Origin of the sequence: Flavobacterium sp. PL02, assembly GCF_035013205.1 — a bacterium.
Classification (GTDB): Bacteria; Bacteroidota; Bacteroidia; order Flavobacteriales; family Flavobacteriaceae; genus Flavobacterium.
Genome location: NZ_JAYGJP010000001.1, coordinates 997969 through 1017733, shown reverse-complemented (window position 1 = coordinate 1017733; position 19765 = coordinate 997969). Strand labels below are relative to the sequence as shown.

The following is a 19765-nucleotide window of genomic DNA, read 5'->3' as shown; positions in this document are numbered from 1 at the left end:
GCAAAGTTATGAAATATCAATTGTCTATTCTTAAATATCAATTATCAATTTTTTCACTATTTTTGACCCAAATAAAAACATAATGAAAAAAATTGCAAGCATACTATTATTTGCCTTTCTATTAAACGGTTGTGACGATGGAGATATATCGGTTGATCTTATCAATTTTGAAGATACTACAACTTTAAATTGCCCTACTGATGAAACGATCACAAGCACTCTGATTTTTAAACTTAAAGAAAAAGAATCATTATTACTTTACGTCCCTAAGAATATTTTCGCAGGCGACCCTAATCCAGTACCAAAATTTTACGATATCAACCTTACCGATCATCGCGTTATTTATCGTGCCTATAATGGTAAAATTGAGCAAAATAATATTTGCGCCGTTATCCCTCCTGCAACCCCTACTGTAATTGAAGAATGGATAGCAACATCTGGGGTAATCAGTGTTCTTACAGCTCCTGAAATAGACACCAAAGATGAAATCAATAATAGTACTCGTATAATAGCTTACAACTACAATATCACTTTCAAAAATATTACATTTGATAAACCTGGTGGACCACAAACTTATGAAACATTTTCATTCGGAGGTTATAGAATTCCTGTAAGCCCAGCTAATTTAGCGCAACCTTTTCTTGCAACAAACGCAGGGCAATGTACCGAATTAAAACAGGTCTATAATTTTAATGCTGGAGAATCAATTACTATTGATAACATTGACCCTAGCTTAATAGTAAACGAAGTCACTCTTCCAGATGCTCCAAGAACTGGATTAATCAATGACACAACAAACAAAGTAATATATCGTACTTATAAAGGTGGTGTTTTAACAAAAGATTTTTTCTGTAAAATCATCCCTCCAACTACTCCTTCAGTAACTCAATTTTGGGCAGGTATAAATGGTGTTGCCGGAGAAAGTGGTATTATCGAAGTTACAACTACAAATATAGGAAACACTGGTTTTTTACATACCATAACACTTAAAAAAGTTTCATTACAAAAAGGAACTAATGTATTTAAATTAGGTGATACTTATGTCTTAGGTCAGATAACAACCAGTAGTATATAAAACAAAAAACAATATTCAAAAAAGGATTCTTTTTGAATGTTGTTTCGTATAAATTAACAAAAATAATTCTTACAAAAACGTCTGTTTTTAAATTGAGTTTCAACCTGAAATTCTTTTTAAAAACAGACGTTTTTTTTATGCTTAATACTAATTTATTTTATGCCTTAAAATATACTTTATTTAGCATTTTGTACAAAATAAACTTCGGTTGCTCCTAAGCCATATTTTTGATAATTGGCATCCTGAAAATTGATTCCGTCATAACGTCCTAACAAAAAATCAAGTTCAGCTTTTAAAATCCCTTCGCCAACACCATGAATAAAAACAATTTTAGGAATACGATTTCTAATTGCAAATTCAATGTGTCGCTTTGCCGTTTCTGTCTGCAAAGTCAAAATATCATAGTTAGACATTCCGCGTTTATTTGGTACTAATTTTTCGATATGCAAATCAAATTCTGGGGCAGGAATTTCACGTTTATCCTTGCGTTCTTTTACAAAACTCCTTGCTTTTGGCTCTTCTTTCTCTTTTGAAACCTCACTTATATCAATTCTTTTAATAGAATTCATTAAGTTACTGGAATCATGAACCTTAATCAACTCGTTGACAAAAAATGTCATCACGAATCCATCCTCAGTTTCTATCGTTACCTCGTTATTTTTAGTCGATAACACTACTCCATTTATAGCCTCGTCCAGAACCGAAACCTTGTCTCCTTTATTCAACATCTTCCTCTTCTTTATCTTGATTTTTACTTGGCGTTTTTGCACTTAACTGCATCATCCCTATCATAAAAATTACAATCGCAATAATTGTAATATAAATATTTTTATCCGCAGATGACTGTTCATATAATGCAATTAAAATTGCAATTATCATTATTGGGATTCTTAGTTTTTTCATTTTAATACGTTATCAGAATCCAAAAGTAATCAACTTTAAAATACGATCTAATTATTCTTGAAACGCATTCGAATATTTTTTGTAAAATTGTAAAAACCAAATCTCTTGAATTTAGAAAAATATATGCTGCCATGCTTAAGCAAAACACTCTTTGGAATAGAGTGTTTAGGATGTGGTTTCCAGCGCGCTTTATTCCTACTTTTTAAAGGTAATTTTAAAGCAGCTTTTGAGATGTATCCAGCGCTTTATACAAGCCTATTATTCTTAATGATTATTGCTTTATATTTTTTTGATAAAAGTCGAAATTACAAAAAACCTCTTTGGATTTTTGGCATCATAAATAGCGTGATAATGATATTAGGTTATGCGTACAAACACTATTATTAATTCTTCACAAATCAGAATAATTATTTTTTTATCTGATTCAAAATATCATTAATCATTTCAATTTGCACTTTCTGAATTTCGATCAATTCTTGTTGTTGATGCAAAATTAAATGGTCTAATTTTTCATGCATCATTCTTATTTCTAATTCTGATTTTAGGTTAATCATATAATCCTTTTTAGCTCTGTCACGATCTTTTTCCTCCTGACGATTTTGGCTCATCATAATTACTGGAGCTTGCAAAGCGGCAACACATGACAAAATCAAATTAAGTAAAATAAACGGATAGGGATCAAAACCTTTATTTGTCAAAATATAAATATTAATGGAAATCCATAACATTATAAAAACTACAAACAGAATAATGAAAGTCCAGCTTCCTCCAAAATCAGCAACTTTGTCTGCTATTTTTTGACCAAAACTTCTTGGCCCCATATCATCTTCAACAGCACTTACTAAAAGTTTTTCATCCGTTAAAGATCCAATTACATTCTTTTCAAGATTAGAAAGTACTCCAATCTCTTCGGATAAATAATTCGAAATATATTTTTCCCGAAATACATTTAATTCATGTATCGAAATATATCCTTCTCGGGTAAATAACGGATAAGCAGCAACAATTAATGCGAAAATTGGGCTCTGAATGGACTTTCCTGAAACTTTTTCACTCTCAGGATAAGAAATATGTGAAAGTGTACTTTTAAACATTCCGTTTGTTTTCATTTTAATAATTTTATAAGCTAATTTACTCTTTTAATTCGCTTTATACTAACAACTTTAGCACTGCTTAAAATTTTTTAATTATTGCAAACAGAATGTTAATGACTAAATTTCTTTAACCAATTACTACCTCTATTTACAAAAAACACATTACTTTTAACATTTCAAACTAACAATTCAATTTTATAATTGTGACAAAAAATATGATTATCCAAAATATAAATGCTTTAAAGAGCCACACTACTATAAACTACGGAATCAAAACTAAAACGGAAGATTTTACAGAGAAGCTATTTTATACTTTATTCGACTCTAATGCTCCTTTAGACAAAAGCATCAATGAACTTGAAAAATGCTTTAAAGAAATTGCGATAATAGCTTGCAAAAAATCAGAAAATTCCTGTGAATCGATTTGGGAACAGTTTCTGGAAAAACTACCTACTGTTTTGGAAAAATTAATTCAAGACGCAACATATATTTTAGAGAATGATCCTGCATCAAATAGCATCGAAGAAGTATACTTAGCTTATCCCGGTTTTTATGCTATTGCAATATATAGATTAAGTCACGAATTATATAAACTGGACTTATTACTGTTTTCAAGATTAATGAGTGAATATGCTCATCGAATTACCGGAACTGATATTCATGCAGGTGCAACGATTGCTTCCCCGTTTTTTATCGATCACGCAACAGGAATTGTAATAGGTGAAACGACGATTATAAAAAAACATGTAAAAATATACCAAGGGGTAACTTTAGGAGCATTAAGCATAGCCAAAGAAATGAAAAATGCCAAAAGACATCCTACTGTCGAAGAAAATGTTTGTATTTATGCCAACGCTACAATATTAGGAGGAGAAACCACTATTGGCAAAGACAGTATTATTGGCGGAAATGCGTGGATTACTAAATCTATCCCAGAAAAATCTATCGTAACCAATACCACCACAACCGAAGTTAAAGTAAAAGAAAAAAGATAATTATGAACACTCATACATTAGTAAACCTGATAGGAAATACTCCCTTGATGGAAACAGTGAATTTAGTCAAAAATAAAAACGTCAAACTTTTATTAAAGCTTGAAGGAAATAATCCTGGCGGCAGTGTAAAAGATAGAGCAGCATATAATATGATCTTTTCAGCTATGGAGAGAGGCGATATTAAAAAAGGTGATAAACTTATCGAACCTACAAGTGGTAATACCGGAATTGCACTTGCAATGATCGCACAATTAATGGGTTTTGATATCGAATTGATACTTCCTGAGGATTCTACCAAAGAACGCGTACAAACTATGCGAGCTTATGGCGCTACAGTTATTTTAACGCCTGCTAGCGAAGGAATAATCGGCTCAAGAGATTATGCCGAAAGAAAAGTTGCCGAAGGTGGTTATATTATGCTAAATCAGTTTGCAAACGATGATAACTGGAAAGCACATTACAAAACCACTGGTCCAGAAATCTGGAATGATACCGATGGAAAAGTAACTCATTTTGTTTCGGCAATGGGAACCACTGGAACTATTATTGGCACATCAACTTATCTTAAAGAGAAAAATGCCAATATTCAAATTATTGGAGCACAACCAAGCGATGGTTCTCAAATTCCAGGAATAAGAAAATGGCCAATAGAATATTTACCAAAAATATTTGATGCTAAAAAAGTAGATACTATTGTAGATGTAAGCGAACAAGAAGCACGCGATATGACAAAAAGATTAGCGCTAGAAGAAGGTGTCTTTGCAGGAATGAGTAGCGGAGGCTCTGTAGCTGTAGCTCTAAAAATTGCTAACCAACTAGAATCTGGGGTAATTGTTGCTGTAATCTGTGATCGTGGTGATCGTTATCTATCTTCAGATTTATTTGATTGACAGAAAAGGTTCAAAGTTGCAAAGGTTCTGAGGTACTAAGGTTTTAAAAGCTTGCTACAAAAAAATCTTTGCAACTTTGTTTTCTTAGAACCTTAAAAAAAGATACAAAATTGCAAAGACTCTGGACTTGACACAAAAAAACTTTGAACCTTTGTTACTCAGAACCTTTGAACCTTAAAAACTAAGTTTCTCAGAATTATTATAAGAAAAGACAATTGTAAAAGTCGCTCCTTTATTTCTCCCAAGGCTCATTGCACTTAGTTTACCACCATTCTTATCGATTATCTTTTTACATAAATATAATCCAATTCCTGTAGAAGTTTCATTGGCAGTTCCTAATTTACTCATTTTCGTAAATTTTTTAAACAACTCTTCGATTCGACTCTGGTCAAAACCAGTCCCATTATCCGAAACAGTAAAAACCAACTCCTCATTATCCTCAAAAATACGCAATAAGATTTCGCTTCCAGAATAAGAAAATTTTATGGCATTACTAATCAAGTTCACAAGAACCTGAATTAGCAACCCTTCATCTATTTTAAGTACAGCTTCATCAACTGTAATATCCGAAACCAACTTAATGTTTTTTTGTGCCAAAAGCTGTGATACCTGCTCTCTTACAGCTGGAAGAATTGGCGCTATTTGAATTGTTTTGATTACCGAACTCGATTTAGCAATTTCATCTTGTTGTTTTAATAATTTAATAAAATTTTCGATATATCGAAACTGCAAATCTGTCGATTCACAAATTAATTCAGCCATATTTTTAACCGATTCTGACGGGTTCTCTTCTATAATAAGCTTTGCTAGTCCCTGAGGGTTTCCTGCAAAATTTCTTAAATCATGAGAAATCATATAAATCAAATCTTGCTTTTCATTTATAAAACTCTCCGCTTCATCAATAGATTCCTGAATATTACGCATTAGTAATCCTGCCTCATCCTCATATAGAGATGGCAAAACTGATAACTTTCGGGCTGTTCTGTAATTATCCAATGCTTTAGATGCAACAACAATTGGTTTTATTAATTGAGTTATTACCACCAATGTAACCAAAGTTGCAAATAAGGTCATGATTAAAGAAAAAATCAAAATAGAATTGGCCGAAATTGTATTGTTACCATAAAGGACAAAAAACAAAATTCCGATTAACGGAATATGAATGCCTATAAAAGCAACAAAAAGAAATTTGAACGCATAGCTTTTCTTCAAAAAACTAATCTTCGACAAGATGTGGTACAACTTCATAAAAATAGTGTAAGTTCCTGATAAGCCATAGAATTTGGGGTTCTAGATTAAAACAAAGTTAACTTTTAAACACAAAATAAATGTTAAATAAAAGAAATTGATAAAATTTTTCCGAAATTAAATTTATAAAAGTTTACAAACCCTTATTTTTGCGCTATGGGAAGAAAAAATACAGACAAAGTTGTCTTTCATCAAATACAAGTCCTTGATGCTGGAGCAAAAGGCGTATCGGTAGCAAAAGCTCCCGACGGAAAAGTAATATTTATCCCGAACGTAGTTCCGGGAGATGTGGTAGATGTACAAACCTTTAAGAAACGCAAAGCGTATTATGAAGGAAAAGCAGTTCGTTTTCACGAATATTCAGAACATCGCATAGAACCAATTTGTGAGCATTTTGGTGTTTGTGGAGGATGTAAATGGCAAAACATGAAGTACAGCCAACAGTTGTACTACAAGCAAAATGAGGTTAAAAATCACTTACAACGTATAGGAAAAATTGAACTTCCAGAATTTGAAAATATTTTAGGTTCAGAAAAACAATTTTTTTACAGAAACAAAATGGAATTTTCATTTTCGAATAGCCGTTGGTTAACCGAAAAAGAAATTGATAGTACCGAAGATTTAGGGAATCGTAATGCATTAGGTTTTCATATTCCTAAAATGTGGGATAAAATTCTAGACATTAATAAATGTCATCTGCAAGAAGATCCATCAAACGCAATTAGAAACGAAATCAGAGCTTTTGCAAATGAACATAACTTAGCTTTTTTTAATCCAAGAGAACATTCTGGTTTATTAAGAACATTTATGATTCGTACTGCTTCAACTGGAGAAATCATGGTATTGATTCAGTTTTTTGAAGAAGATAAGGCTAACCGAGAATTACTTTTGGATCATCTTTATGATAAATTTCCAGAAATAACATCGCTACAATATGTTGTAAACGGAAAAGCTAACGATACAATTTATGATCAGGATGTAAAACTATATAAAGGTAGAAATTACATCCTGGAAGAAATGGAAGGTTTAAAATTTAGCATCAATGCAAAATCTTTTTACCAAACCAATTCAGATCAAGCATATGAGTTATACAAAATCACTCGTGATTTTGCAGGTCTTTCTGGTCACGAAACAGTTTATGACCTTTACACAGGAACTGGAACAATAGCACAATTCGTATCTAAAAAAGCTAAAAAAGTAATTGGTGTAGAAAGTGTTCCAGAAGCAATTCTAGATGCTAAAGCGAATGCAGAACGCAATAATATTACCAATTGTGAGTTTTTTGTTGGAGACATGAAAGTTGTATTTAACGAAAGTTTTATTGCCACACATGGTAAACCAGATGTTATTATTACCGATCCACCTCGTGACGGAATGCATAAAGATGTAATTGAACAAATTATGAAAATTGCTCCAGAAAAGGTAGTTTATGTAAGCTGTAACTCAGCTACACAAGCACGTGATTTGGCATTAATGGATGAAAAATACAAAGTAACTCGCGTAAGACCAGTAGATATGTTCCCGCAGACACATCACGTAGAAAATGTTGTACTTTTGGAACTTCGCTAAGTTCTAGTTAACAAAAACGTGTGAAGCATAAATCACAAACAATAAATGAAAAAAATACTTTTTATAATAATCATAATTGCCTTCACTTTTTCAGGATGTGAGAAAGATGATATTTGTGATGCTAATACACCTACGACACCTCGATTGGTAATTTCTTTTTTTGACCGCGGTAACACCTCTGTTCCTAAAAATGTAAGAAACCTAAAAGTGATTGGCGAAGGGATGACTGAAGGTATTGTCTTTAATGAAAAGGCTCTTGTCGAGGCAGACAAATACATCGCTAATGGAAATACTATTTCTATACCGCTTAAAACAAATGCCGAAAGCACAACGTATCGTTTTATTTTAAATTACAATGATCCAAATACGGCTTTAATAAACGAAGATAGATTGAAATTTAATTATACCCATCAAAATATTTTTGTTTCAAGAGCATGTGGCTATAAAACCACTTTTGAATTAGATAGGAATATACCATTTATACACACCGATTCTGATCTTGCAGAAGGATTTTGGATGCAGGTTGTTAATGTAGAAAAGTTTAATATTGAATTAGAAAATGAGACACACATCAAAGTATATTTTTAGTTTTTGCCTTATCTTGTCTTTGTTTTTGGTTCAAGCCCAGGAAACACCTACAACCAAAACTACGCTAACAAACAAAACTGAAACAAAACCTGTAAAAACTACTCCTAAAAAAGCAGCTACACAGGAAGCTAAAAAAGACAGCATTCCTGCAAAAACTGATCGTTATGGAGTACGTTTTGGTGTCGATTTGTATAAATTGACTCGCAGCTTATATGATTCGGACTATAAAGGTGTAGAATTCGTAGGAGATTATCGATTATCCAAAAAATATTATCTGGCTGCCGAAATAGGTATCGAAGATAAAACTACCGATGATGACAGACTTAATTCAACAACAAATGGTACCTACATAAAAGCAGGATTTGATTACAATTTGTATGAAAACTGGCTTGATATGGAAAACATAATATCTGTCGGTTTGCGTTATGGTTTCAGCACATTTAGCCAAGAATTAAATACATATAAAATATACAATTCAGATAGATATTGGGGAGAACTTCCTCCTGAGGTTTCAGGTACAAAGTATAGCGGTTTATCTGCTAGTTGGCTAGAAGTAAATGCAGGAGTAAAAGTAAAAGTAATCAATAATATATTTGTAGGCTTCAGCGTGCAATTAAAAACATTGGTTACAAACAAAAAACCAGACAACTTCGATAATCTTTATATTCCTGGATTCAACCGAACATATAACGGTAATTTCGGAATTGGTTTCAACTATACTGTTTCTTACTTTATTCCTATTTATAAGAAAAAGGTAGTAATCCCAGAAATAGAAACCAAAAAATAATATAATCTTACAATTTGGTTATTCATATAACAATAACCAAATTGTAAAATATAAATAGGTACTACCCTATTTCTTTAATTCCTTTCATGAAAATCCATTTCATAAAAAGTTTCTCACCATCTTTAGTTTTAGCGGCTTGAAATTTTGGAGACAAAAGAGTTCCAATAACAAATGCTGTCATAGGAACCCAAAATCCTGTTAATCCTGAGTATTCAGCTACCAAAAATCGAGCTAATATAAATAATATAGCAAAACAGCCCAACTGATATAAAAAAGCTCTTACTTGTAATTTTGTCATTTTTTTAAAGTTACTGAGGTTCTGAGGCTCTAAGATCCTGAGCTTTAAAAACTCAACAATTTAGTATCTTAGCCACTTACAACCTTAAATTATTATTATTTTTTAAAGTTACTAAGTTCCTCAGGCTCTAAGATGCTAAGCTTAAAAACTCAGCAACTTAGTATCTTAGTTACTTAGAACCTTAAATTATTCAGTTACCTGAAACTTAGTTCTCTTACTTCCTTCGTACATTTCGTATTTTACTAATCTGGCTTCTAAACTTGCGTTAAAAAGTTTGATTTTACGAGATGGTTTAAGTCCAACGTATTTCAAGGCTTCAAGATTAGCAGTAATAAACCAAGCATTAGTTGCTGGGTAATTTTTCTTTAATGTATCGCCAATGTTTTTATAGAATTCTTCCATATGAATATCCAAACGCTCATCATAAGGCGGATTAAATACCATGTGTAAAGTTCCTTGAGTCGTCTTTTCAGTATCAAAAAAGTTATTCTCTTCAATAGTGACATAATCCTCCAAGTTAGCATTCTTAATATTGTCTTTAGCTTTACTAACAGCACTTGGTGCCTTATCAAAACCTTTTATAGTATAATGAAACTCTTTAGTTTTTTTTATCAAACTGCTTACAATCTGATCAAATAAATCATTATCCCAATCGTTCCATTTTTCAAAAGCAAACTCTTTTCTGTTAATATTCGCTGGAATATTACATGCAATCATAGCCGCTTCAGCAAGAAAAGTTCCCGAACCACACATTGGGTCTAGAAAATGACCTTGACCTTCCCAACCAGACAGCAATAAAATTCCTGCTGCCAATACTTCATTTATAGGAGCAATATTTGTAGCCGTTCTATATCCACGTTGGTGTAATGAATTACCCGAAGTATCCAAAGCAACCGAAACCTGATCTTTATCGATATGTACATTAATCCTTAAATCCGGATGTGCTTTATCAATACTTGGTCTTTGCCCAGTACGTTCTCTAAATTGATCTACAATAGCATCTTTACACTTTTGAGAAACAAATTCAGAGTGATTAAAATGTTCTGAATGTACAGTTGCATCAATCACAAAAGTCTGATTAGCGTTTATAAGCTTAGACCAGTTTACCCCCGAAATACCTTTATATAAAGCTTGTTCATTATTTGCTCTAAAAAAGTAAATTGGTTTTAGCACCTTCAATGCTGTACGCAACGATAAGTTGGCTTTGTACATAAACCCTTTGTCCCCCTTAAAACTTACCATTCTCACACCTTGTTCAACATCTTGTGCTCCTAGCAATTGTAGTTCTTTTGCTAAAATTTCTTCAAAGCCAAAAAAGGTTTTGGCCACCATTTTAAAATTATCTTCCATTTTTATATTTAAATTAAAACAGATTTATTTAAACTAAAATCAATCTGTAATAAAAAATTTTCAAATTTACACAGCGACATTGTTAGTCTATCACTTGCAAAATAGTTATTTTTCAGCAAAAATACACTAAATTTGCGGGACTTGAATTAATTGAAAAAGAATAAATGTCTGAAGCACATAACCCATCTACCCCAAATACAAACCAACCGTCCGAAAACTGGTTCACTTCTTGGTTCGACACACCCTATTATCATATACTATATAAAGACAGAAATTATAGAGAAGCGCAAATTTTCATGGATAATCTTACACATTATCTTAATCTTCCAGAAAAAGCCAATGTACTTGATTTAGCCTGCGGAAAAGGACGCCATTCTATTTATTTAAATCAACTAGGATTTAATGTTCTAGGAGCCGATTTATCCGAAAACAGTATTGCCGAAGCTAGCAAGAATAGCAATGAAACTTTGCATTTTAAAGTGCATGATATGCGCGAACCATTCGAAGAAAAATTTGATGCTATTTTTAATTTGTTTACCAGTTTTGGTTATTTCGAAAGTGACGACGATAATCTTACCACGCTAAAAGCAATAAAAGCAAGTTTAAGCGAGTATGGTTTTGCTGTAATCGATTTTATGAACGTAACACAAGTAATCGAAACACTAGTTCCCGAAGAAATAAAAACAGTCGACGATATTGATTTCCAAATCAAACGATACGTAGAGGACGGACATATCTTTAAAGAAATAGATTTTGAAGACCAAGGACGTAAATTTCATTTTACCGAAAAAGTAAAAGCCCTAACATTAAAAGATTTCGAAGACTTAATGGAACAAGCAGGTATTTTCCTTTTGGATACATTTGGTGATTATAAACTAAAGAAATTCCATAAAACTGATAGCGAACGATTAATCATGATTTTTAAATAGGTTCAATCGTTTAACTGTTAATTTGTTTAATCGATTAAGCAAAGTAACAAAATCGACAAAACGATTAAACAAAAAACCGATTAAACAAAAAGATGAATTATCTATTACCCCTACTTTCTGTATTACTAGGATATATTGTTGCATTGGTACTTAAACCAAAAGACAAAACCAATCTTAAACTTTTATTGGCTTTTAGCGGATCATTCCTGCTATCACTTACAGTAATGCATCTGTTGCCAGAAGTTTACGAATCCCACAACCACAATATTGGGTTATTTATAATGCTCGGAATTTTATTCCAAATCATACTTGAGTTTTTCTCTAAAGGAGCCGAGCACGGACATGTACATGGTCATGCCAAAATGCATCAAATTCCGTGGTTGCTCTTTATAAGTTTATGTATTCATGCTTTCCTAGAAGGATTTCCTGTGAGTCATCACCACGATATCGTCATAGGAATTGCCATACATCACTTGCCTATTGCAATTATTTTGACCACTTTTTTCGTCAATGCCGAGCTTAACAAAAAAGCCATTTTCGCATTTATGATAACCTTTGCAATCATGACACCTCTAGGAACTATTGCATCGGAATATTTACCATTTTTAAATGATTATTACACCGAAATCACTGCCGTAGTAATCGGGATATTATTCCATATTTCATCAACTATAATCTTTGAAAGTAGCGAAGGACACAAATTTAATATTGCCAAAATTTCGATGATTATATTCGGAATCGCTTTGGCATATTTTATATAGTTTGGGCGTGACCACATTTACAAAAGGCACTATTTAGCAAACCGCTTATATGCGCCTTCTGTAAATACGGTCGGGCTATCCGCACTACTTCGGTAGTTAGCTCCTATCCCTCACGCAAAAACTAGAACTTCTTTTGTTAATTTTATTATTCAATTTTCATACAGTCTTTTACACATAACATTGCGATTCCTGCAAGGTTTTTTTCAACCTTGTAGACATGACAATATATTCAAAATCAACAAGCTTAAAAAAACTTGCAAGACAAAATAGATGCCAAAAATGTAAAAAACTAAGAAGTAGAAAAGTCTTTTATATTGTTTACAAGCACGGATTGTAAATCCATCTTATCAGTTTTTATTCAAAATCAAGCAATTCTTTTACTGATATTCCTAAACCTTTAGCCAGTGCAAGTAAATATAAATATGTAGGATTGAATTCACCTGCTTCAACCTTATGTATAGATTGCTGATCTTTAAGTATCAGTAATCCCAATTTATTTTGTGTCAATCCTTTGGCATTTCTAAGCTCTTTAATTCGAGCACCTAAACGCTTTAATTCATCTGATTTATCCACTTTTTTTAATTTGAGACAATTTGCGTTTTTTATTTATTCTTTTTAACATACTATCGTATGTTATTTAGAATTTTTCGTACATTTGATTTTGAAAGAAAAAACATCAAAATAAAAATAAATAAAACTAAAAAATGAAAAATCTTAGAGAACTAACTATGCGATATTTCAACACCTTAAAACCATCTCCGGATAAAACAGGGACTTATACGGCTCAAATTAAACTGTCAAATTATTCTGAACTTGGTTGTGTTATTACCGAAACCCTGAAGTTATGCATTGTTGCGCTGGATCACGAAGCACATAAAACTTCGGATACCATTAAAAACTCACCTATTAATGTGGCGCTCGTTTTAGAAATGGTGTTAGAAATGTTTCCTGCTGATGAATTTGAGATACTAGATGAAATTAATCAAATGCTTACTGTAAATCCTCAAAGCATTAATGAACAAACCTAACAGGTTGAAAAAACTTGTTAGGATACTACATCATAAATAAAAGATTATTTTTTAACAGAACAAGTAAATTCCAGAATTATCTAATTGACAAATTATCTAATTAGCTCTCTTCTTCTCATCTTCATTTCCAAAATCACGTTGGTTAACATTAATCTTTTTGTTTCCGAAATTATAAACTACAGATAAACGAGCAAATCGGTTGCTTTCATTTTGGCTGTAAACTTGTTTTACGCCATTTACAATCGAAACATCATCTTTTAAATAAGATGTATTAAAAATATCATTTACCAAAAAGGCAATCTGCATTGTTTTGTTTAACAAATCTTGTTTAAAACCAATATTCAGACTAGACGTATACCCAGTTTCATACAAACCGCTTTTGTAAGGCGTAGTATAGATAAAATCTATTTGCAATTTAGTCGCTTTGCTCAATGAAAATGTATTATTTGTCGAAAAATCAACTTCAAGACTATTTGCCGGTGTTGCATTGATATCTTTAGTAAATTTAATTTTTGATCCTAAAAAATACAAAGAGTTCTCACTCTGCCACCAATCTGTAAAACTAGCCGAATACGTTTCTCCAACTCCATAATTAATACCTTTAAAATAATTCTCTCTCGATACAACTTGAGTCAATGTTTCAGGGTTTGCAGTAAATATTACGCCATAACCATCTGTAATCGCATTTAAGAAAACACTAGTTCGCAGTATTTTTTTATACGAATGAGAAAATTCAAAATTGTCACTAAAAGAAGGTTTCAAAAACGGATTCCCTTCAGAATAACTATTACTACTAATATAAACTCGAAACGGATTCAATAAAGAAAAACTCGGTCTACGGATTCTCCTTCCGTAGTTTAAACTAAAACTGTTGTTTTCATTTTTATTATAAGAAGCATAAAACGTTGGAAATAACTTAAGATAATTGTTTATCGTTTCCTGATTCAGGCTTTCCGAAAAACCATTTGTTTGCGTATTTTCCAAACGCAATCCTGCTTGAAAATTCCATTTTTCATTGATTCTTTTATCAGCACTAATATAAACTGCCTGATTATTTTCGGTGTATTTAAATTGGTTTGTTTGGTTTATATCTAATTCTGGAGTTCCAGTAATCGTATTAAAGAAAATAACATCGCTATTGCTTTTTGTAAAACTTACTTTCGCCCCATAAGATAAGTTTACGGCTTGAAGCGGATGTTCCATATCTGCCTTAAAACTTAAATTATCAATATCCTGATTCGAAAGATTACGTCCTGATTGATCTACATCGATAAAGGTTCCATCTGATGAATAATTGTTTGCTATAAAATCTCTATCAAATTTTGAATTATAATCAAAGTAATCTACATCAAATGACAATTTTCGGTTGAGAGAATCCAGTTTTGTAATCAAATGTAAATTATACGTTTGATTGCCAGATTTCCTGTCTAAAAAGCTCTCATTGATTATATAACTATCCAATTCCTCTTGAGAATTGTATTTATTAATTCTAATATCCGAGTCAAAATCCGGATTGCTTTTATCTTTTAAAAATTGAAAACCAATTGTTGTTCTTTCTGAAAAATCATAATCTAAAGCTAACTTTCCAGATACATTTTCCTCATTTAATTTTGTTATCACATCCATTTTCGTAGGCCCTTCAACGAAATACATATCCAAAGTTTCATTAATATTTTTATAACCTGTTTTTCCATTAACACTCGCCGAAAACCTAAACTTATTTTTATTATAAAAGAAATTATTCCTTAAAGTATAAATTCCGTATTTATTTTGATCATAAGAAACTGTTGTTGTGTTTTTCCAAGAATTACGAGCCCCTTTTTTCATAACAACATTAATCAATCCACCAGTTCCTTCAGCCTCATATTTTGACGAAGGATTACTTATAATTTCGATATTCTTAATATCACTTGCCGAGATAGTTTTCAAGAAATCGTTTAATTCTTCGCCAGTTAATTCAATCATTCTTCCATCAATCATCACACGAGAAGCTCCCTTTCCTAATATATTAATAACATCATTTTGTACCGCAACTCCTGGTGCAGTATTTATAGCGCTCAAAGCATCGCCAGCAACGTTTGTTACATTATTTTCAAGATTATAAACCAAACGATCTGTTTTTTGCTCAATCGTATTTTTTCTGGATTGAATGACAACTTCTCCCAAATTTGTTACATTTTCCTTTAAGATAATCAAACCCAAATTGGTATCTTTTTCAATCGTAATTTCTTTATCAAATTCCGAATATCCTTGTGAACTAATTTTTACTTTATAAGATCCTTTATTCAAAATCAATTCAAAACTACCATCTTCTTTTGTGGTTGCTCCATTTATAATTTTTCCGTCTTGATTTAAGATTACGACATCTGTCCAGGCTACTGCTGTTTTTTCATCGGCAATTTTTCCATTTAATTTAAAGGATGTTTGTGCTAAACAAAAGAGAGGCAATAGCATAAAAATAAAGAGGCATACTTTTTTCATAATTTCTAGTTTTAACTTGTTTGATTAATTTGAAGCAAAGTTGCCTTAGAAATTTTCGATATGCGACCGACAAAAAAAGTCGAACCAATTTCTTTTTAGGAAATCAGTTCGACTTTATTAAGCATGAAGTACGACTTTTTACAAACCGCTAATTACGAAGCGTTTCGGTAAGCCGTAGGTGTAAGATTAGTATATTTTTTAAAAGAAGTATTAAACGAAGATTTTGAGTTAAAACCTACTTCGTATAGAATTTCTAAAACTGTTAAATCACTTTTTAAAGGATTTTTTAAAATACTCATAGCTTTTTGGATGCGATATTCGTTTACAAAATCAAAAAAATGCTGATCCATATGATGATTAATCAAAACTGATAAATCCCGAACAGGAATATCGATTTGATTGGAGAGTTCCTGAATCGTGAGCGACGGATGAAGAAAAGGTTCTTTTTCAGTCATATATTGTTTCAATGTCGAAATTTGAGCCGTAATCACTTCGTTTTTATTCTCTTTTATTTCGATCGTATTTTCATTTTCCTCAGGAACAATGTCTCTTGCTAATTGCAATTTAGAATCAATTCCTCTAAAAAGTTCGGGATAATTTAAAGCCTTTAAGACAAACCAGCAGGTTACTACTAAAGCCAGAAATTGCATTACTACATTTGCCCAAATCCACAGTAAATTAAAATCGGTATATCTTATAAAATTCTTAGCTATTGATAAATAATACAAAATAAAGAGTACAATTGATATTTGAAATAACCATTTAAAAATAGAAGTTTTAGGATTGGTATAATTTTCCTGATATATTTCTCTATACTTTTTTAAAACCCAAAATACACCAATACTATACAATACGATTTGCATACCTAACATTAACTGGAAACCGTAAAATTCAGGCATTTCACTACGATGATTATAAAACTGCATTTTATCTACATCATTTAAAAAGTAAATCCTGAGTATGAAAACTGCATTTATGATTATAAATGGAATTGCATGAATTAGATGCTTGGTTTTTAATCGAAAATCAGTGAAGCAAACTGATACTATATACAGATAAAAAGCAGGAAGTATCAAAGCACAACTAGCCCATCTGAAAAATTCTAAATTAAGATGGTCTTTAACGAAAGCTTCATTAATAAAAATTCCAGAATTATCAATTGCAAAAAGCAGTAAGTATGCCACAAACAGTCGGTTTGCTGATTTATTTTGGGTTTTCACAGTGAGTAAAAAGAATGCCAGCAATAGTGAAACAAAAACTGACATCCAGCCCATAACACCCAAAAAGCTATCTATATTCATTTATTTTTTTGATTATTTAACAAATATAATATTTTAGTTCTTTTAATGAGATTTCAGAAAGCAATCGTTGCATAAAAATTAAAAGAGAAAAAGTTTTTTTTATCTTTTAATTCTTACGTTCTAAATTTCGAAATCGCGAGAAAAAAGATTAATTTTGGGCAAGATATTATACGAAAAATGACCTTCACAAAAACTACAGAACAGTCCTCAAAATATGAACATCTGGAAAATATGAGTGTTCATGACTTAATGATTAATATAAATCAGGAAGACAAAACAGTTCCATATGCCGTAGAAAAAGCAATTCCACAAATAGAAGCTTTGGTAGATCAAATCGTAGCCAAACTAAAACTTGGTGGACGCTTATTTTATATAGGTGCAGGAACATCTGGTCGTTTAGGAATCTTAGATGCATCCGAATGCCCTCCTACTTTTGGCGTTCCAGCATTTTTAGTAAACGGAATCATTGCCGGAGGAGATAAAGCCATTCGCCAAGCGGTAGAAAATGCCGAAGATAATCCCAAGCAAGCCTGGATAGATTTGCAAGCGCATAATATCTCCGAAAATGATGTTGTGATAGGAATTGCTGCTTCGGGAACAACACCTTATGTAATTGGTGGTTTAGAGATTTGTAATAAAAACAACATAATCACAGGTTGCATAACCTGTAATGCTGAAAGTCCGCTTTCGCAAACAGCCCAATATCCTATAGAAGTAGTTGTAGGTCCAGAATTTGTTACAGGAAGCTCTCGAATGAAAGCTGGAACTGCACAAAAATTAGTTCTTAACATGATTTCGACAGCAACCATGATAAAACTAGGAAAAGTAAAAGGCAACAAAATGGTGGATATGCAATTAAGCAACAGCAAATTAATTGATCGTGGAGTAAAAATGATTATGGGAGAAATTCCTGTTACATACGAGCAAGCATCAGATTTATTACACAAATATGGAAGTGTAAGAAATGCTGTAGATAATTTTCAGTCACAGTAATTCAGTCACAGTTACTGGTACTAGTCTCAATAAAAATATTGCAAGGATATACTATCTGTCATGCAACAACAAATAGAAGTTTTTTAGTTCTCGTAACTTTAAACTTCAAACCTTAAACTTTTAAGAATAAAAAAATGGGAACAAATAAAGAGTTAATAGGAAAAGGAATTAAATACTTATCGGGTTCTTTGCCCCTATTATTTATTGGCCCTGCAGTAATTTACAATGCGTTTATGAACAAACAAAACGTTTGGCATTACTTAGTTCTGGCTATTGGCATAATTGCCTGTTTAGCGGGAATGTTTTTAATCTTTTATGGTTTAAAAACAATCATGAGGGGGCTCTTTAACGACTAATTTGTATCTTTACTAAAATTGCTAATTATGGATATTCAAGCCGAAATAAATTGGATTCATCAAGAAATTGATAAAGTAAAAGACCCAACTTTTGTTGAAAAACTAAAAAGTCTTTTACAATCTATCAATAACCAAACTCTTGATTCTGATGCAGCTTATAATATAGACATAGAAAATGCTATGGAAGATATAAAAAAGGGGGACTTTTATTCTGAAAAGGAAGCCAAAGAAATAGCAAAAAAATGGGGTCGAAAATAATTTGGTCCAACAGTGCTTTAAAACAATTAGAAAATATTCATTTTTATATTTTTTTCGAAAGTAAGTCAATCCATATTGCTGATAAAGTAGTAAGTGATATTTTTGAAAGCACTGAAATACTAAAAACGCAACCTGAAATTTTTAAACTTGACAAACAAAAAACTAATAATGATGGTAGTTTTAGAGTTTATAGCATTTATAATTATAGCATTTCATACCGAATCATCAATCGTACAATCCAAATTCTTCGAGTAAGACATAATGCCCTAAAATCCAAAAAACATTCATGGAAAGTCTAATTCATATTCAAAAAACATTCGATAAGGTTATCTACATTGATAAAAAAATAAACAACCGCGAATTTGAGGATTGTGTATTTAAAAATTGTGATTTCTCTAATAGTAATTTTGCTTACAATACCTTTTTAGATTGCGAATTTATCGATTGCAATTTATCTATGACTAGTCTAAAAGGTACAAGTTTAAAAAATGTAACATTTAAGAACTGTAAATTGCTAGGAATTGCATTTAATGAATGTGAAGATTTCTTATTCCAGGTATATTTTGAAGAATCGGTTTTAGACTATGCCTTATTTTCTAATAAAAAAATGCCAAAAACTAAATTTGTAAATTGCTCTATGAAAGAAACAACTTTTATAGGAACTAATTTAACCAGTTCTGTTTTTGATAACTGCAATCTGGAAGGAGCAATTTTTAACGAAACTCAATTGGCTGGTGTTAATTTTAAAACAGCATATAATTTTAAAATTGATCCGGAATTTAATCCCATGAAAAAAGCTCAATTCTCGACCGAGGGAATTTTAGGCCTTTTAGATAAATATGACATTAAAATTGTATAATT

Annotated in this window: 24 protein-coding genes; 15 read left to right on the top strand and 9 right to left on the bottom strand. The window is 31.6% G+C overall.

All coding sequences use genetic code 11. The annotated features are described in order from the left end of the window. Window positions 1–82 precede the first annotated feature (82 nt). Window positions 83–1075, top strand: coding sequence for a hypothetical protein (locus SHI72_RS04320; RefSeq protein WP_323489162.1), 993 nt, complete (start codon window positions 83–85; stop codon window positions 1073–1075). A gap of 176 nt (window positions 1076–1251) precedes the next feature. Here SHI72_RS04320 and SHI72_RS04315 read toward each other — a convergent pair whose 3' ends face one another. Further along, window positions 1252–1803 (bottom strand): Smr/MutS family protein, encoded by a 552-nt coding sequence (locus tag SHI72_RS04315; RefSeq protein ID WP_323489161.1) that lies wholly within the window; start codon window positions 1801–1803, stop codon window positions 1252–1254. Further along, window positions 1793–1978: a hypothetical protein gene (locus SHI72_RS04310; protein ID WP_039115131.1), complete on the bottom strand. Its 186-nt coding sequence runs from the start codon at window positions 1976–1978 to the stop codon at window positions 1793–1795. Before SHI72_RS04310 ends, SHI72_RS04315 begins: the two co-directional genes overlap by 11 nt. A gap of 105 nt (window positions 1979–2083) precedes the next feature. Between SHI72_RS04310 and SHI72_RS04305 the strand changes: the two genes are divergently transcribed. Further along, entirely contained in the window at window positions 2084–2365 is a 282-nt protein-coding gene (locus tag SHI72_RS04305) for a DUF2752 domain-containing protein (RefSeq protein ID WP_323489160.1), read from the top strand. Between the two features lie 20 nt (window positions 2366–2385). Here the strand turns inward: SHI72_RS04305 and SHI72_RS04300 are convergent, their stop codons facing one another. Next, window positions 2386–3087 carry a DUF1003 domain-containing protein gene (locus tag SHI72_RS04300; RefSeq protein ID WP_039115134.1) on the bottom strand — a complete coding sequence of 234 codons (702 nt, stop codon included), beginning with the start codon at window positions 3085–3087 and terminating at the stop codon, window positions 2386–2388. Between the two features lie 188 nt (window positions 3088–3275). Between SHI72_RS04300 and epsC the strand changes: the two genes are divergently transcribed. Next, window positions 3276–4067, top strand: a complete 792-nt coding sequence (gene epsC, locus SHI72_RS04295) for a serine O-acetyltransferase EpsC (RefSeq protein WP_039115136.1) — start codon at window positions 3276–3278, stop codon at window positions 4065–4067. A gap of 2 nt (window positions 4068–4069) precedes the next feature. Continuing rightward, window positions 4070–4957 carry a cysteine synthase CysM gene (gene cysM, locus SHI72_RS04290; RefSeq protein WP_323489159.1) on the top strand — a complete coding sequence of 296 codons (888 nt, stop codon included), beginning with the start codon at window positions 4070–4072 and terminating at the stop codon, window positions 4955–4957. 174 nt (window positions 4958–5131) lie between these two features. On the opposite strand, the gene SHI72_RS04285 is transcribed toward cysM, so the two are convergent. Then, window positions 5132–6031 carry a HAMP domain-containing sensor histidine kinase gene (locus SHI72_RS04285; RefSeq protein ID WP_323489158.1) on the bottom strand — a complete coding sequence of 300 codons (900 nt, stop codon included), beginning with the start codon at window positions 6029–6031 and terminating at the stop codon, window positions 5132–5134. A gap of 330 nt (window positions 6032–6361) precedes the next feature. Between SHI72_RS04285 and rlmD the strand changes: the two genes are divergently transcribed. Genes rlmD through SHI72_RS04270 form a run of 3 tightly spaced genes read left to right on the top strand, consistent with a single transcriptional unit; the run spans window position 6362 to window position 9149 of the window. Next, window positions 6362–7774: a 23S rRNA (uracil(1939)-C(5))-methyltransferase RlmD gene (gene rlmD / locus SHI72_RS04280; RefSeq protein ID WP_039118823.1), complete on the top strand. Its 1413-nt coding sequence runs from the start codon at window positions 6362–6364 to the stop codon at window positions 7772–7774. A gap of 45 nt (window positions 7775–7819) precedes the next feature. Then, window positions 7820–8362, top strand: a complete 543-nt coding sequence (locus SHI72_RS04275) for a DUF6452 family protein (RefSeq protein WP_323489157.1) — start codon at window positions 7820–7822, stop codon at window positions 8360–8362. Beyond that, window positions 8334–9149 (top strand): DUF6048 family protein, encoded by an 816-nt coding sequence (locus SHI72_RS04270; protein ID WP_323489156.1) that lies wholly within the window; start codon window positions 8334–8336, stop codon window positions 9147–9149. The genes SHI72_RS04275 and SHI72_RS04270 overlap by 29 nt, the downstream gene beginning before the upstream one ends. A 61-nt stretch (window positions 9150–9210) precedes the next feature. Here SHI72_RS04270 and SHI72_RS04265 read toward each other — a convergent pair whose 3' ends face one another. Continuing rightward, window positions 9211–9447 carry a hypothetical protein gene (locus SHI72_RS04265; RefSeq protein ID WP_039115145.1) on the bottom strand — a complete coding sequence of 79 codons (237 nt, stop codon included), beginning with the start codon at window positions 9445–9447 and terminating at the stop codon, window positions 9211–9213. 186 nt (window positions 9448–9633) lie between these two features. Further along, complete coding sequence (locus SHI72_RS04260; RefSeq protein ID WP_323489155.1) at window positions 9634–10797, bottom strand: THUMP domain-containing class I SAM-dependent RNA methyltransferase; 1164 nt, start codon at window positions 10795–10797, stop codon at window positions 9634–9636. Between the two features lie 164 nt (window positions 10798–10961). Between SHI72_RS04260 and SHI72_RS04255 the strand changes: the two genes are divergently transcribed. Both SHI72_RS04255 and SHI72_RS04250 read left to right on the top strand, forming a co-directional pair. Further along, window positions 10962–11726, top strand: a complete 765-nt coding sequence (locus tag SHI72_RS04255; RefSeq protein WP_323489154.1) for a class I SAM-dependent methyltransferase — start codon at window positions 10962–10964, stop codon at window positions 11724–11726. Between the two features lie 92 nt (window positions 11727–11818). Continuing rightward, on the top strand, window positions 11819–12487 hold the full coding sequence (locus tag SHI72_RS04250) for a ZIP family metal transporter (protein WP_039115151.1): 669 nt from the start codon (window positions 11819–11821) through the stop codon (window positions 12485–12487). 354 nt (window positions 12488–12841) lie between these two features. On the opposite strand, the gene SHI72_RS04245 is transcribed toward SHI72_RS04250, so the two are convergent. Next, window positions 12842–13060: a helix-turn-helix transcriptional regulator gene (locus SHI72_RS04245; protein ID WP_323489153.1), complete on the bottom strand. Its 219-nt coding sequence runs from the start codon at window positions 13058–13060 to the stop codon at window positions 12842–12844. A 131-nt stretch (window positions 13061–13191) separates the two neighbouring features. On the opposite strand from SHI72_RS04245, the gene SHI72_RS04240 reads away from it, so the two are divergent. Beyond that, window positions 13192–13515: a hypothetical protein gene (locus tag SHI72_RS04240; protein WP_323489152.1), complete on the top strand. Its 324-nt coding sequence runs from the start codon at window positions 13192–13194 to the stop codon at window positions 13513–13515. Between the two features lie 96 nt (window positions 13516–13611). Here SHI72_RS04240 and SHI72_RS04235 read toward each other — a convergent pair whose 3' ends face one another. Next, window positions 13612–15996 carry an outer membrane beta-barrel family protein gene (locus SHI72_RS04235; RefSeq protein WP_323489151.1) on the bottom strand — a complete coding sequence of 795 codons (2385 nt, stop codon included), beginning with the start codon at window positions 15994–15996 and terminating at the stop codon, window positions 13612–13614. Between the two features lie 152 nt (window positions 15997–16148). Continuing rightward, window positions 16149–17297, bottom strand: coding sequence for a helix-turn-helix transcriptional regulator (locus SHI72_RS04230; RefSeq protein ID WP_323489150.1), 1149 nt, complete (start codon window positions 17295–17297; stop codon window positions 16149–16151). Between the two features lie 177 nt (window positions 17298–17474). Here SHI72_RS04230 and murQ point away from each other — a divergent pair, with 177 nt between their 5' ends. From murQ to SHI72_RS04205, 5 genes are all read left to right on the top strand, one after another. Continuing rightward, complete coding sequence (gene murQ / locus SHI72_RS04225; RefSeq protein ID WP_039118829.1) at window positions 17475–18290, top strand: N-acetylmuramic acid 6-phosphate etherase; 816 nt, start codon at window positions 17475–17477, stop codon at window positions 18288–18290. A gap of 134 nt (window positions 18291–18424) precedes the next feature. After that, window positions 18425–18646, top strand: a complete 222-nt coding sequence (locus SHI72_RS04220) for a DUF6095 family protein (RefSeq protein ID WP_039112716.1) — start codon at window positions 18425–18427, stop codon at window positions 18644–18646. A 27-nt stretch (window positions 18647–18673) separates the two neighbouring features. Then, window positions 18674–18904, top strand: a complete 231-nt coding sequence (locus SHI72_RS04215) for a hypothetical protein (protein WP_323489149.1) — start codon at window positions 18674–18676, stop codon at window positions 18902–18904. Next, the gene (locus SHI72_RS04210) at window positions 18889–19203 is read left to right on the top strand and encodes a type II toxin-antitoxin system RelE/ParE family toxin (RefSeq protein WP_323489148.1); all 315 of its coding nucleotides are present in this window, start codon (window positions 18889–18891) and stop codon (window positions 19201–19203) included. The genes SHI72_RS04215 and SHI72_RS04210 overlap by 16 nt, the downstream gene beginning before the upstream one ends. Then, window positions 19191–19763 (top strand): pentapeptide repeat-containing protein, encoded by a 573-nt coding sequence (locus SHI72_RS04205; protein WP_323489147.1) that lies wholly within the window; start codon window positions 19191–19193, stop codon window positions 19761–19763. Before SHI72_RS04210 ends, SHI72_RS04205 begins: the two co-directional genes overlap by 13 nt. The last annotated feature ends 2 nt before the right edge of the window (window positions 19764–19765 follow it).